This is a genomic window from Phenylobacterium sp. (assembly GCF_035276905.1).
Taxonomy (GTDB): domain Bacteria; phylum Pseudomonadota; class Alphaproteobacteria; order Caulobacterales; family Caulobacteraceae; genus Phenylobacterium.
On record NZ_DATELG010000107.1, the window covers coordinates 16,802 to 31,086 of the forward strand.

Genomic DNA, 14,285 nt, shown 5'->3' on the forward strand with positions numbered 1-14,285 from the left:
CACCGTGTCTGGCCCTTCTGGGTTCGCCCGACCGGGCCTCGAGCGAGGGATAGGCGATATTCAAATCGGCGCATATCCGGGGCCCAGCCATTTCAGATATGTGAGAATTCACGCCGCCGGCTGGAATTTCCGGCCCGTCGAGGCGGGCCGATACCGGGCTGGCGAGGAGCTGCGCCGCCGGCGCTGGGAGCTCGGCCGCCGCCACCGCACAATTTCAGCGCGCTGATTTCTTTTGAATGCTGGCTGTCCTTCGCCAAGGCGAAGAAGATGTCGTCCGCGGCGCGTCGAGCTTTGGAGCCAGGCTGGAGCATTCGGCGGTTCGAAATGAACCGGCGAATGCTCATAAATTCTTGAAGTCAGGCCATTCGCTAGGCCGAACCGGCGTTCACCTGGGCGCGAATGGTCTAGGTCGCGATGAACGGCGCCGTGACCTGCGCCCCGTGGTTCAGGAACACGGTCTTCGGCTTCATGAAGTTGAGGATGTTCTGCTGTCCGTTCTCGCTGCCCAGCCCGCTCTCCTTGTAACCGGTCGACGGCAACAGCACGCTCAGCAGCCGGTAGGTGTTCACCCACACCGTGCCCGCCTCGAGGCGTTCGGTCATGCGGAACGCGCGTGAAATATCGGACGTCCAGACGCCGGCGGCCAATCCGTAGCGGCTGTCGTTGGCGAGGCTGATCGCCTCGTCCTCATCCTCGAACGGGATCACGGAAAGCACCGGCCCAAAAATCTCGTCCTGGACGATGCGCATGTCGTTGCGCACGCGCGTGAAGACGGTCGGCTGGACGAGCTGTCCGGGACCGTCCAAGGCGGCGCCGCCCATCACGCACTCGGCCCCCTCGGCCCGGGCGCTGTCGAGAAAGCCTATGACCCGATCGAATTGCGGGCGCGTCGTGATCGGGCCGATCTGGGTCTCGGGCCGTCTCGGGTCGCCGATGCGCAGATCCTTCGTCAGCGCAACCAGGCGATCGATGAACCGGTCGTGGATCGACCTGTGCAGCAACAGGCGCGAGCCGGAGATGCAGGACTGTCCGCTGGAACTGAAAATGCCGACGATCGCCCCCCTGATCGCGGCGTCGATGTCGGCGTCGTCGAACACCACGTTCGGAGACTTGCCGCCGAGTTCGAGAACCACCTTTTTCAGCCCGCCGGACGCAAGCGCGTTGATGCGCCGGCCCGTCGCCGAACCGCCGGTGAACTGGATCTTCGCCACCTTCGGATGGGTCACCAGGCGCTCGCCGACCTCGGCCCCCAGGCCGGTCACGACATTGACCACGCCGGGCGGAAAGCCGGCGCGCTCGAACAGCTTGGCGAACTCGAGCGTCGAGGCCGAGGTGAACTCCGAGGGTTTGATGACGACGGTGCAACCCGCCGCCAGCGCGTTCGCCGTCTTGATCGCCGCAATCAGCAGCGGCGAATTCCAGGGCGTGATGACGGCCACCACCCCCAGCGGCTGATAGCACGCGTAGGCGAAGACCCCCGGGATCTCCGGCGGAGCGATCACGCCTTCGATCTTGTCCGCCAGCCCGGCGAAATAGTGGAAGATGTTCGCCAGCGCCGCGACTTCGCCGCGCGTCGCCGCGAGCAGCTTGCCATTGTCCCGCGTCTCCACCTCGGCCAGGCCGTCCGCCACCGTCGGGATCAGGTCCGCCACCTTGCGCATGAGCGCCGCGCGCGCGCTGGCCGGGAGCGAACGCCAGGAGGGCGCGGTGAAGGCGGCGTCGGCCGCCTCCACCGCGGCGTCGACGTCGTCGGCCGCGCCGCGAGGAATGACGGCCCAGGCCTTCCCGGAATAGGGATCCTCGCTGGCGAGGTGATCGCCGCCGGCGGCCTCCACCCAGCGCCCGCCAATCAGCATCTGATACGACTGCGTCATCCCTCATGCATCCTTGTCGCGTCCGGCTCAGGCTTGATGCGCGAGCTTCATGCCGGCCACAGGGCTTCGGCCCTTGGCCACATAGGTGGTCTCCAGGCAGCCAATGTAGAGGTCCTTCATGTCCGGGCCGCCAAACGTGACGTTGCTCGGCATCCGCAAGATCTCGCCAGCCGGGTCGTCGATGATCGTGAGCAGGTTTCCGGCCGGTGTGATCGCCAGGACCTTGTTGGCGAAGAAGAGCGTGACCCAGAGGTTCCCCTCCACGTCGAAGGCGCATCCGTCCGGATAGCCCAGGGTCTTGACATCCCCGAGCGCGCCGGGCTGCGCCGTGCGGCCCAGCGGCGGGCCATACTGCTCGCCGGGACCGAGCCTTGCGCCCGGCAGCACGGGATAGCGGACGACGTTCGAACCGAAGCTCTGACAGCAGTAGAGGAACTTCTCGTCCGCCGACATGGCCAGGCCGTTGGCGAAACCCAAGCCCTCGGCGACGATCGACGAGGTCCCGTCCGGGCGCAGGACGAAGATGAAGCCGTCGTGCGGCAGGTCCTGCGTCAAGGTGGCGAAGTTTTCCCCAGCGATCGAGTTCGAGCACCAGATGTTTCCGGCGCGATCGACCATCGGGTAGTTGCAGCTCGTCAGCTTGCGCCCCTCGACTTCCGTCAGCAGCACCGTGCGCTCGCCGGTCGTCGGATCGAGCCGCTCCAGCGCTCCGGGCTCGCCTTCGGCGGCGCCCAGGTTCGCCATCAGGAGCCGGTTCTCCAGGTCCATGCTGACGCCGTTGATCACGCCGGGGCGGCGCCTCTCGCCGACCGACCTCAAGGCCCCGTCGCGCAGGATCTCGCGCGCGCCGACGTGCGGATCGGTGGCGAACACCCGCCCGTCGCGGCCCACCGCCACGTCCTCCGGCCGCTCAAGGCCCTCCCCCCATCTCAGAAGCGCGTCCAGGGGTATCTGATCAAGCGGCATGCGGCTCTCCGGGCTGGATGTGGCTGAACGCGCTCACGCCGGCGCGCTGGTCTTCGCGGATCAGGTCGGCGGCCTTCTCGCCGATCATCATCACCGTGGCGTTGGTGTTCGCCGAGACGATCTTCGGCATGATGGACGCATCGGCGACCCGCAGGCCCGCGATCCCGCGCACGCGTAGCCGCGGATCGACCACGGCGTTCGCGTCCCGCCCCATGCGACAGGTGCCGACGGGGTGGTAGACCGGGCCCAGGGCGCCCCGCAGCATTTCCACGACTTCTGAATCGTCGGCGGACAGCGGCGTCGTCAGCTTGAAGGTTTCGAACAGCGGCGAGGACATGATCCTCGCCGCCAGCCTCATGCCCGCCACCAGGGTCGCCTGATCCTTGGGGCTCGCCATAAAGTTCACCAGCATGCGCGGCGCATCGGCGATGTTCGGCGAGTTCAGGGTCAGCGCGCCGCGGGACTCCGGCTGCAGCTGGTAGACGGACGTCGTGACCGTCGGCGTCTTGGAGATTCCGATCGTGCCGCCGTCGAAGACGAAGCTGAAGGGGCGCGTGGTGAGCTGCACGTCAGGCTGCTCGACACCGGCCAGGACCCGGGCGAACAGAGCCGAATGGGACGTGCCGAGCGCCAAGAGGCCGGTGCGGGTGGCGGCGTACCTGAGCACCTCGCCCGCCAGCGCCGGCCCGCGGGTCAGGGCGTTGACGGAATACCGCTCCGGCACGTCGTAAACCAGGTGCGCGCAGGTGTGATCGTGAAGGTTGCGCCCCACCTCGGGCGCGTCGCAAATGACCTCGATGCCCAGCTCCTTCAGATGCGCTGCGGGGCCCACGCCCGAGAGCATCAGGAGCTGCGGCGAATTGATCGCCCCGCCCGCCAAGATCACCTCCCGCCCCGCCTGGACCGTCCGGCGTGCGGCCGCGTGCAGGAAGCTGACCCCAGTGGCGCGGCGGCCGACGATATTGATCTTCTCGACCTGGGCGTCGGAGAGGATCGTCAGATTGCGCCGATGGCGGACCGGCGCGAGGAAGGCGTCGTAGGCCGAACAGCGCCGGCCGTTGCGGATGTTGTACTGTAAGCGGCCGACGCCGTCCTGGTCGCCCGAGTTGAAGTCCTCATTGTATGGAAATCCGGCTTCGACGGCGGCCTCAATGAACCGCTCCGGGAACGGATACCGTGTCGCCGGATCGGTTACGTTCAGCTCCCCGCTGGTCCCGCGTACGGCGGGGTCGCCGCCCCGCCGGCGCTCGCCGCGCTTGAACAGGGGAAGGACGTCGCTCCATCCCCAGCCGACATTGCCGAGCTGGCGCCAGTGATCGTAGTCGCGCGGATGGCCGCGCAGATAGAGCATGCCGTTGATCGCACTGGAGCCGCCCAACCCCCGTCCGCGCGGCCAATAGATCCGCCGGTTGTTGAGGTGCGGCTCAGGCTCGGTCATGTAGCCCCAGTTGTAGGGGCAAGCCGTCAGCAGCTTGGAGACCGCGCCCGGAATGCCGATCCATGGGCTCCGGGGCTCCGGCCCGGCTTCCAGCAGCAGCACGCGCACAGTTGGATCGGCCGACAGCCGACTGGCCACCACGCATCCTGCCGAGCCCGCGCCCACGACAATATAGTCGAACGCCTCGGCCATCACCGACGTCCTCCCGTGCCGGATTTCCCCGTCCCAACGAGGGTCCGGGCTTGTTGAACGAAGACTACGACCGGCTGGCCTTGGCCGCGAAGCCCTGTCGGGCCGATAGGCGGCCAAACGGGAGAGGAATTCATGTATCTGAAAACATGGCGTCCAGCGGAGCGCCGGGACGGAGCCGGCCCCAATCACCTGCACCCTCGCGCCGATCTCCGACTGCGGCTCCTCAAATTGATATTCAAATCGACATCGCTCTATGGTCATGGGCCGACAGCGCTCCTCGCAGGCGCGGCCGCACTGGAGACAGGGATGACCATCGCTCGCCTTTATCAAATGACCGCGAAGGAGCACGCGGCCGAAGAACTCGCCATGGCGCTGAAGGCCCTCGCTTCCGTGCTTCAGCAGTTGCCGGGATTCGAAAACGCGGAGCTCATGCAGGATGTAAATGCGCCCGGACGGTTCACCTTCATCGAGAAGTGGGCCAGCGCGCAGGCGCACGCCGACAGCGGCCGGCTGCTGCCCAAGGATGCGTTTTCGCAGGTTCTGGCGCTCCTCGGCGAAAAACCGCAAGTCTCCACCTACGAGATCATTGAAGGCGTCTGAGCGATCCGTCCTCGGCAGGTGGCCTGCCAGCCCGCGTCTGGAGCTCGGCGACCGCTCTCTTTTCATCCGCCGACGCAGCGGGCGACATTGACGCTCCGCGTCCGCCGCTGTTTACTCTCGCACATGCGTATCCTGCACCTTCGACACACGGAGGGTTGAGCGGTAGTGGACGTCGCGAGTAAGAGCGGCAATTCTCCCCGCGGGTGGAACGTACGGGTAAAGCACCCAGGTGACCGCCGAAGTCTTTCCCGCTCGGCGACACGTGCGCTGGATGTCATGGAATGCTTCGGGCGGCTGCGGCGGCCTCTCCGTGCGATGGAGATTTCCAGGGTGCTGGGGCTGCATCCCTCCACGGCGAACCAACTGCTGAAGACCATGGTCGAGTCCGCCCACCTGACCTTCGATGCGGCCACCAAGACCTACCTGCCCTCCCACCGACTTACGAGCTTCGGGGCCTGGTTGGTCGAGAACTACGGCGCTGATGAACGTCTGCGCGGGCTGGTGCGCGACGTGCAGGCGGCCACGGGCGAGTTGGTCACCCTGACGACGCCGAACGACCTGTTCATGCAGATCGTGGATCTGTCCGGGATGCCGGCCGCAGATGACTTCACCGAACGCGGCCTGCGGATCTCGATCTTCGGTTCGGCGATCGGCGCCGCCTTTCTGTCGACGCAGAAGGATGCGGAAGTCGCGCGGCTGGCCGAACGCGCGCGAATTGCGCCCGCGGATCTGCGCGAGCTGCAATCGAAGCTCGTCGAAGTCAGGCGCGATGGCGTCGCCGACGGTTCCGCCCTCGGCGGGGAGTTGTGGTCGGTCGCCGCCCCGCTGCCGGCGGAAGTGTTCCCAACGCCCCTGGTGCTGGGCCTTTCAGGGCCGAATGCGCGCGTGCAAGCCAATTTGGGCGAGCTGCGCGAGCTTCTGCCCGCCGCCATCGCGCGCTGGGTTCCGCGCCAGCCGGTTCCTCCGCAAGCTCTGTGACCGCGGGCTCGGCCCGTGGCGATCGGGGGCCGGCGGCTGGCCGAACGCCGGAAAGATCCGGCGTCGTGAAACCTCTAATGGAAAAATAGACGGCTATACGCACCCAAATACGTAAATACGTAACGACGTAAAATTGCGATCACCGAGAGAAGAATTCTCTTCACTAGGAGCAACGGAGACGCACAATATTGCCCGCACCTCCTCTCTGTGGGCCGCGTTACAAGCGGCCGCGTCGTGGAGGTGAGGAGGAAGGCATGAAGGACATCCTGGGGCTGCAGGGGCAGCCAACGCTCGTCGTCGGCGGAGGATATGGCATCGGCCGCGCGACGGCGCTCTTGCTGGCCGAGGCGGGGGCGCAAGTGGCCGTCGCCGACATTGACGGCGAACGCGCCGCCAGCGTTGCAAAAGAGGTGGGCGGGCACGCCATCGTCGGCGATGTCACCACGGCAGCCGGGGCCGACGCCATCGTGGACGAAGCCCACGACGTACTTGGCGGGCTCACGCGGCTCGCGAATATCGTCGGCCGGGTCCAGATGCGCGAATTCGAAGACACCGATCCGGCGCAGTGGCAGGACCAGATCCAGTTCAACCTCGTGCAGCAAATGCACGTCTGTCACGCTGCGGGACGGCACATGCGCGCGCGAGGCGGCGCGATCGCGATGGTGGCCTCCGTTAGCGGCATCTATGGCGCCCGCAAACACGTGGCCTACGGCGCCGCCAAAGCCGGCGTGCTGTCGCTGGCGCGAAGCCTTGCCGATGAATGGGGACGGTACGGCATCCGGGTCAACACCGTCGCGCCGGACATCAACGCGACGCCGCGCATCCTGGACGGCGCGAACCGGCCGATCGACGAGGCGCTGGCCAGCATGGACGCCAAGGCGGCGCGGGAGGGCGTGCCGCTCGGCCGCTTCGGCCGGCCGGAGGAGGTGGCCGGCCCCCTGTTGTTCCTGCTTTCCGACCTCTCATCGTTCATGACGGGGCAATGCCTGGTCGCCGACGGCGGAACCATGGCCCGTTTTCCCCATGCCGTCGCCGGCGAAGGTTGATCCGCGGCTTGACCAGATCTCGGGCGGCCCACCGCGGCCTTTCGCCATCACCCTGGCTCAATCGACAGGTATTCGCGTTCATCTATTTGGCACTTTCAGTTTGTTCTGACATCACCTTGGCTGGAACGGTATGAAAAGCGCATTCGACTACGTCATCCGCGGCGGAACGATCGCGGACGGGACTGCCGGCGATCTTTATGAAGCGGACGTGGGCGTAACGGCCGGTCGCATCGCGGCGGTCGGCGCTTCCCTCCCCAGCGGCAAGGAGGAGATCGACGCCCGCGGGCTGCTGGTCACGCCGGGCTTTGTCGATATCCATACCCACTATGACGGTCAGGTGACCTGGGAGGACACGCTTGCGCCCTCCTCGGATCACGGCGTCACAACCGTGCTGATGGGGAACTGCGGCGTCGGTTTCGCGCCCTGCCGGCCGTCCGACCACGCCGCCCTGGTCACGCTGATGGAAGGCGTGGAGGACCTGCCGGAAATCGTCCTGGCGGCCGGGCTTCCCTGGGCGTGGGAGGACTTCGGCGGCTATCTCGATTTCCTGGAAGGCCGATCGTTCAACATCGACGTCGCCGCCCAGATTCCGCACGCACCGGTGCGGGTGTTCGCAATGGGCGAGCGCGCCTTCAATCGCGAGCCCGCGACCGAGGCCGACAATGCGATGATGGCGCAGATCGTCGGGGAGGCGATCCGCGCCGGGGCGCTTGGCTTTTCGACGTCGCGCAGCTTGAACCACAAGGGAAGCGACGGACGCGTCACGCCCTCCTGGCGCGCCGCCGAGGCGGAGCTGAGCACGATCGCCCGCGCGGTCGGCGAGTGCGGTACGGGGGTGCTGCAGGTGATTTCCGATCTCGAGGACCCGGCGGCCGAGATGGCGATGCTCGGGCGGGTTTGCCGCGCCAGCGGCCGGCCAATGTCGATATCGCTGTTGCAACGGCATCGGGCGCCGGGCGTATGGCGCGACGTCCTGCGCTGGGTCGAGGAGCTCAACGCGGAAGGCATGACCGTTCGGGCCCAGGTGGGAGACCGTCCGATCGGCGCGCTGATGGGACTGGCGTTGAGCCTCAATCCGCTCGCCGCCTCGCCCGCCTATCAGGCCGTCGCCCATCTTCCGCTGGAGGCGCGGGCCAAGGCCCTGGCCGAGCCGTCGCTGCGCGCGCGCATTATCGCCGAGATCGAGGCGAGCGCGCCGTCATTGGACTTCGATCACCTGTATCCGCTCGGCAATCCCCCGAGCTACGAGCCGCCCAGCGACCGCTTCATCGGCGCCATGGCGCGTGCGCGGGGCGTGAGGCCGCTGGAACTGCTCTACGATCTGCTGCTGGAAGACGCCGGCGCAGCCATCATCGCGCATCCCACGGCCAACTATGCCGAGGGCGACCTGGATTCGTGCGGAGAGCTCCTGCGCCATCCGTACACCCTCATCGGCCTCGGTGACGGCGGCGCCCACCTCGGCATCCTCTGCGACGCCAGCCAGCCCACCCACCTGCTCCACTACTGGACGCGCGACCGGGCGCGAGGCCGAATTCCTCTGGCCAAGGCCGTCTCGGCGCTCACCCGTGAGACCGCCGCGGCCGTGGGGCTCGGCGATCGCGGCCAGATCGCCGTCGGCAGGCGCGCCGATCTCAACGTCATCGACTACGACCGCCTGTCGCTCGAGCCGCCCACCGTCACCTACGACCTGCCGGCGGGCGGCCGGCGGGTGCGGCAACGCGCGCATGGCTATGTCGCGACGCTTGTCGCCGGCGAGGTCGTCGCCCGCGATGACCAAGACACGGGCGCGCGGCCTGGCCGTCTGGTGCGCGGCGCAAGGTGACGCGCGCTGGCGGAGCATGAGCCGCTCCGCAGGTTCTGCAATTCAAAGCAGAGGTGCGAACGCTCCGCCTTGGAGAGCTCAAGGCAAACGAACGCCGGCCAGAAGCGGCCGACGACTGCTTCATGATTCCGCAAATCCTACTCTTAGATTCCAGCTCCGCCAAGCGCACGATTACATGATTACGTATTTATATTGAGTTTAGATTGTTCAATTGCAAAGCGCGGGACACTCTGATCTGCTCAACTTCGGTAACCCGCATGGGAGAACGCACTCCGTAGAAGTGCGGGCCGGAATTCCAGGAAAGCTGGAGCTTCGGGAACGACAGAAATATGGGGGAAGGAAACATGGCGCGGAGCATTTCGCGTAGTGCGTATCGGGCGGTGCTCTTCGGCTGCAGCGCCCTGGCGGCGGCGGGCGCTGGGGCGGGGGCCTGGGCTCAGGCCGCGCCTGACCAGGGAAACACGCTTGGCGAAATCGTGGTCACCGCGCAGAAACGCGAGCAGAGCCTGCAAGACGTGCCGATCTCGGTCACGGCCGTAACCCAAGCGGCGCTGCAGGCGAACCGCATCACCAATGTCACCGACCTTGGCGCGGTGGCTCCCAACCTGTCCGTCCGCAGCGCCGCCGGCGGCTCCGGCATCCCGGTGTTCGCGATGCGCGGCGTGGTCAGCTTCGGCTCGGTGCCCGGTCAGGACAAGTCGATCTCGATGTACCTCGACGGGGTCTTCATCGGCAGTTCCTACGCCACGTCCTTTGAGCTTCCGGACCTGGAGCGGATCGAAGTCCTGCGGGGTCCGCAAGGCACGCTGTTCGGCCGCAATTCCACCGGCGGCGCGATCAGCATCATAACCCGCAATCCTAGCGGTCGGTTTGGCGTCCACCAGGCCGTGACGTATGGGAACTACAACGAGGTCAGGTCCGTCACGCGAGTCGAGCTACCGCAATGGGGGCCGCTCAGCGCCTCGGTCAGCTATGTCCACGATCAGCGCGACGGCGACATCAAGAACCTGGGCGCAGGGCAGGTCTGGGACCGGAGCGGTCCGAGAACCTTGCAGGGGGTGCAGGTTTCGCCGAAGACGCTGGGCGCCAAGAACGCAGACACCTGGTTTGCGACGGTCCGCTTCAAGCCAAACGACAATTTCGAGACAGTCTACAAGTTCGACTACGCCGTAAACCACGGCACGCCTGAAGGCACCGGCGTGGTGGGCGTCTTCCCGGCGGGCGCCGGACGCAACGCCGCATTGCTGAACGCGCTTCTCGCCGGCAATCCGCCGCTCGTGTTCAGCGGCGCCGAGCGGCCGAAATACGTGAACAATTTCTGGACGTCGAACAACTACCAGCGGGTTTTCGGTCACAATATCACGACAAACATCGCGATAAACGATCATATTTCCCTGAAGAATATCCTGGCTTATCGAAAATCGTTCAACTACTCGAACGACGATATCAGCGGCGCCGGAGGGCTTTTCGTGACTCCACAGGTGGTCGCGAGGATGCCGCAGCTAGCCAGCGTACTGGGCGCGCCGTTTGTCATCTCCGGCTCTGAATCGCAGAGCACGGCCAAACAATGGAGCGACGAGGTCCAGCTGAACTACAATTCTCAGCCCCTGACGCTGACGGCGGGCGCGCTCTATTTTCACCTCGACACGGTGACCGGCACGCCGGACGGCCTGCTTGGCCCGTCGATCACCTTGACGCCCGTGCCGGGCGGACGAGTGCCCTTCGGCCCGCGCAATCTTAACTTCAACTACGCCAAGTCCGCGGCCGCCTACGTTCAGGCCGAAGTCCATGTCACGCGAAAGCTGGACATCGTCGGCGGCTATCGCATCACCAAGGACGACAAGACCGGCACGAACTACGTCAACGGCGCCTTGTTCAACTTCACCTACTCCAAGACCAAGCCGTCCTACATGGCTGGCGTCAACTACAGGCCCGCCGAGGGTATCCTCGTCTACGGCAAGTACGCGAATGGTTTCGTCTCCGGCGGCGCCGTGGGGCCGATCGCCTTTGCGCCGGAGACGGTGCGGTCCTGGGAGGGAGGCGTAAAGAGCGATCTCCTCGACCGTCGGCTGCGGCTGAACCTCGCGGTGTTTGAAGCCAGTTACAAGCATATTCAAGCGGTCAGCGGCGGCGTCTTCATCAACCGACCGGAGCTCGGGACCCTGGTCATTGACCAGGGCGGGATTAAGACCAAAGGCGTCGAGGGTGAATTCACCCTGTTGCCGATGCGGGGCCTGAGCTTCAACGGCGGCTTCGGCTACACCGATGTTCGCGCGACCAGCGTGAACCCAATTTTTGGCACGCTCGCCACCTACCATCCCACGCTGCGGCCGAGGTGGACCACCAACATAGCGGCGCAGTACGAAACCGAGCCGCTGTTCAGGGACGCGCGCCTAGTGCTCCGGGCCGATGCGAGCTGGCGGTCGACTATCCGCACATTTTCGCAGGATGTGATCCCGGCGCCGTTCCGCATTCTGACCTATTCGCCGGCGTCCTGGATCGTGAACACCCGGGTCGCCTTCAAGGATATAGCGCTCGCGCGCGGTCATGTGGAGGTGGCGCTTTGGGCGAAGAACCTTAATGACAACGGAGCGCCAGTGTTCCCGATCAACTTCTTTTTCCTCGGGTCCACTACCTATCAGTCCGCGCGGACTTTCGGCATCGATGTGATCTACGACTATTAAGGACTGGCACCGGAGATTATCGAACATGTCCTCCGCCACGACAGACATGCTGCGGCTTCCCGCTCGGGAAATCCCCATCCCGACGTCGATCAGCCCCGCCGCCCAGGCATATCTGACGCCGCGGCCCGCCCCGCAGGTCGACTATCCGCCCGCTCACGACCACGCCGCCTGGCGAGCGCTGATCGCGGCCCGCGAACAGGACCTTCTGCCCCTTCTGCAGCGCATCAACCCAGGCGTTCCGGCGAAGGTCGAGACGCGCGAGATCGATCGCGCCCGCGTCTTCGACATCACCCCGGCAGGGGCGCCGGCGGACAGCCGCGGGATCGTCCTGGACATGCATGGCGGCGGTCTTTTCCTGTGCGCCGGCGACCTGTGCCGCATGATGGGGGTTGGCCTTGCGACGCGGCTGCAGCGGCGTGTCTGGGCGGTGGACTACCGCATGCCGCCCGACCATCCCTATCCGGCGGGGCTGGACGACGCCGTCGCGGTCTACCGCGCGCTGCTGCGCGAACACTCGCCGCAAGAGATCATCGCCAGCGGCGGATCGGCGGGGGGCAATCTCGCGGCCGCGCTGGTCCTGCGCACCCGCGACGAAGGCCTCCCTCTGCCGGCAGGCCTGCTGCTGAACACGCCTGAAATCGACCTCACCGAGTCTGGCGACAGCTTCCATACCAACCTGGGGGTCGATCCCGGCCTGCGCAGCCTCATGCCCGTCAATCTCCTCTATGCGAACGGCCATGATCTAAGTCACCCCTACCTGTCGCCACTATTCGGGGATTTCCGCAAAGGGTTCCCGCCGACCCTGCTCACGACGGGCACGCGCGACCTTTATCTGTCGAACACGGTTCGCATGCACCGCGCGCTGCGCGCGGCCGACATACCGGCCGAACTACATGTCGTCGAAGCCGGCGGCCACGGCGGCTTCCCCGGCGCCCCTGAGGGCGAGGAGATCAATCGCGAGGTGCGCCGCTTCATTCAAGCGCTCTGGGCCGACCTTTGAGCGTCGTGCGCCCGTCGTCGCCGAGACCTCGGCGCGCCTCAGCCGAAGCCGTCCTGACGGACCACAATCGTGAAGGGTTCAAGGTGCCGAGAATTTACTATGGATGGGCAGTCGTTACGGCGACCATCATCACCTACACCTTGATCATGGGTGCGACGTACAGCTCGTACGGATTATTTGTCCTGCCCATATCGAAAGATCTCGGTTTGTCGCGGGCGAACGCCAACACCGGCATCATCATCATGAACCTTGGCATGATGATGCAGGCGCCGCTTCTAGGCATGCTTCTGGACCGCGTGCCCGCCAGGCGGATCATGATCCTCAGCAGCCTGCTGTTCATCGCCAGTTTCGCCGTGCTTGCACGCTCGCATTCATTCTGGGTCAACGGAGCGGTCCTGGCGCTGTCGCTGCCGTTCGCCTTCAAAGGCGCGGGCTCGCTGACGGCGCCGCTCCTGATCGTGCGCTGGTTCACCGTCCAGCGCGGCCGGGCGCTGGCCATCTCGCAGCTGGGGCTGTCGCTCGGAGGCTTGCTGCTGCCGCCTGTCGTTGCGGCGCTGATCGAGCACCAGGGCTGGCGGAACGCCTTGCTGGTCACGGGGGCGAGCTGCGGCGCGCTGCTCCTGGCCATAAGCCTGGTCCTCCGCGAGCGGCCGGGACCGAACGATCGCGAACCCGGGGCCGTGCTGCCAGCGGCTGCTTCCGAGCGGCCGGTCGCACGGGGCCCGGGCCCGGTGAAAATTGGCGCGATCCTGAGGACGTCGCAATTCTGGACCATCAACTTGAGCTGCGGGCTTGTGGCGGCGATGTCGTCGGCCCTGCTGATCACCCTGGCGCCGCTGGCGCGGGAGGAAGGCTTGTCCATGATGCAGGCGGCAAGTCTGGTCTCGGTCATGTCCGGGTTCAGCATCGCATCGATGCTGCTGCTCGCCCTTGTCGCCGACCGCATAGACCGCATCGTCCTGCTGACCATCTTGTTCGTCGTGGGCTCGGCGTTCAGTCTCACCCTGACGGTCAGTCACACCTATGCGCTGCTCGTCTCCGCCGCCGCGGCGATGGGCTTGATCCAAGGCGCCACGGTGCCCACGCAGTACGCGCTCCTCGCCGACCGCTTCGGCGCGGCTTCATACGGCGTTGTGACTGGCCTCACAGTTCCGCTGGTCGCCGGCTTGGGCATGATCACGATCCGCTACGGCGGCGAGGTGTTCGACCGCACAGGCGACTACGGGGCCTTGTTCATGACATTCGCCGTGCTGCAGCTGGTCGCCGCCGGCACCATCTTTGTGACCCGCTTCACGCGGGCCCGTGCGGCGTTGGCGACGCCCTGAATCTGGCAGGTCAAGGCGCCGCCGCCGCCATGGCGGCGTGACGCTCGGATCGGCGTTCGCCTGAAACCTGCGTAGGACGCGACCAAGGCGCTCGATCAACGCCGCCGGCCGCGGGCGATCTCACCCTGGTCGGCGCGTTCGCCACCCTCGCCGGCGCCGCTGGCGCGCGTAGGGTTTTGAAGCAAGAGCACGCTTCAACGATCAGGCGATTCCGTCCGACCGTTGAGGCGTGCTCTTCTGTGCTGGGATCTGAAGTTCGCTTGATTTCGGGTCGTGCGCCGGAGCGAACTTCAGACCCGGAACGCTGGAAAACGATTCCGAAGTTCGTCGGCGGCCGTCATAGGCACGTGCGAACTCCGG

General features: G+C 66.0%; 10 protein-coding genes. 7 read left to right on the top strand and 3 right to left on the bottom strand.

The window, feature by feature from the left end; genetic code table 11:
- Nucleotides 1–404: 404 nt before the first annotated feature.
- Genes VJS38_RS04680 through VJS38_RS04690 form a run of 3 tightly spaced genes read right to left on the bottom strand, consistent with a single transcriptional unit; the run spans nt 405 to nt 4,470 of the window.
- Entirely contained in the window at nt 405–1,874 is a 1,470-nt protein-coding gene (locus VJS38_RS04680; protein WP_324086990.1) for an aldehyde dehydrogenase, read from the bottom strand.
- 27 nt (nt 1,875–1,901) lie between these two features.
- Nucleotides 1,902–2,840 carry an SMP-30/gluconolactonase/LRE family protein gene (locus VJS38_RS04685; protein ID WP_324086991.1) on the bottom strand — a complete coding sequence of 313 codons (939 nt, stop codon included), beginning with the start codon at nt 2,838–2,840 and terminating at the stop codon, nt 1,902–1,904.
- Nucleotides 2,830–4,470, bottom strand: a complete 1,641-nt coding sequence (locus tag VJS38_RS04690; RefSeq protein ID WP_324086992.1) for a GMC family oxidoreductase — start codon at nt 4,468–4,470, stop codon at nt 2,830–2,832. Before VJS38_RS04690 ends, VJS38_RS04685 begins: the two co-directional genes overlap by 11 nt.
- A gap of 306 nt (nt 4,471–4,776) precedes the next feature.
- On the opposite strand from VJS38_RS04690, the gene VJS38_RS04695 reads away from it, so the two are divergent.
- The 7 genes from VJS38_RS04695 to VJS38_RS04725 all read left to right on the top strand — a co-directional run bounded on the left by VJS38_RS04695 (nt 4,777) and on the right by VJS38_RS04725 (nt 13,925).
- Nucleotides 4,777–5,070, top strand: a complete 294-nt coding sequence (locus tag VJS38_RS04695) for a putative quinol monooxygenase (RefSeq protein WP_324086993.1) — start codon at nt 4,777–4,779, stop codon at nt 5,068–5,070.
- 165 nt (nt 5,071–5,235) lie between these two features.
- Complete coding sequence (locus VJS38_RS04700) at nt 5,236–6,048, top strand: IclR family transcriptional regulator (RefSeq protein WP_324086994.1); 813 nt, start codon at nt 5,236–5,238, stop codon at nt 6,046–6,048.
- A gap of 254 nt (nt 6,049–6,302) precedes the next feature.
- Nucleotides 6,303–7,094, top strand: coding sequence for an SDR family oxidoreductase (locus tag VJS38_RS04705; RefSeq protein WP_324086995.1), 792 nt, complete (start codon nt 6,303–6,305; stop codon nt 7,092–7,094).
- 130 nt (nt 7,095–7,224) lie between these two features.
- A complete protein-coding gene (locus VJS38_RS04710) occupies nt 7,225–8,916 on the top strand; it encodes an N-acyl-D-amino-acid deacylase family protein (protein ID WP_324086996.1) in 1,692 nt (563 codons plus the stop codon).
- Nucleotides 8,917–9,260: 344 nt separating this feature from the next.
- Nucleotides 9,261–11,600, top strand: a complete 2,340-nt coding sequence (locus VJS38_RS04715; RefSeq protein ID WP_324086997.1) for a TonB-dependent receptor — start codon at nt 9,261–9,263, stop codon at nt 11,598–11,600.
- A 25-nt stretch (nt 11,601–11,625) separates the two neighbouring features.
- A complete protein-coding gene (locus VJS38_RS04720; RefSeq protein WP_324086998.1) occupies nt 11,626–12,600 on the top strand; it encodes an alpha/beta hydrolase in 975 nt (324 codons plus the stop codon).
- A gap of 5 nt (nt 12,601–12,605) precedes the next feature.
- Entirely contained in the window at nt 12,606–13,925 is a 1,320-nt protein-coding gene (locus VJS38_RS04725; protein ID WP_324087028.1) for an MFS transporter, read from the top strand.
- The last annotated feature ends 360 nt before the right edge of the window (nt 13,926–14,285 follow it).

Excerpts from the sequence above, each read along its gene's own strand:
- VJS38_RS04680 (WP_324086990.1), bottom strand. The coding sequence starts at position 1,874 with ATGACGCAGTCGTATCAGATGCTGATTGGCGGGCGCTGGGTGGAGGCC.
- VJS38_RS04685 (WP_324086991.1), bottom strand. The coding sequence starts at position 2,840 with ATGCCGCTTGATCAGATACCCCTGGACGCGCTTCTGAGATGGGGGGAG.
- VJS38_RS04690 (WP_324086992.1), bottom strand. The coding sequence starts at position 4,470 with ATGGCCGAGGCGTTCGACTATATTGTCGTGGGCGCGGGCTCGGCAGGA.
- VJS38_RS04695 (WP_324086993.1), top strand. The coding sequence starts at position 4,777 with ATGACCATCGCTCGCCTTTATCAAATGACCGCGAAGGAGCACGCGGCC.
- VJS38_RS04705 (WP_324086995.1), top strand. The coding sequence starts at position 6,303 with ATGAAGGACATCCTGGGGCTGCAGGGGCAGCCAACGCTCGTCGTCGGC.
- VJS38_RS04710 (WP_324086996.1), top strand. The coding sequence starts at position 7,225 with ATGAAAAGCGCATTCGACTACGTCATCCGCGGCGGAACGATCGCGGAC.
- VJS38_RS04715 (WP_324086997.1), top strand. The coding sequence starts at position 9,261 with ATGGCGCGGAGCATTTCGCGTAGTGCGTATCGGGCGGTGCTCTTCGGC.
- VJS38_RS04720 (WP_324086998.1), top strand. The coding sequence starts at position 11,626 with ATGTCCTCCGCCACGACAGACATGCTGCGGCTTCCCGCTCGGGAAATC.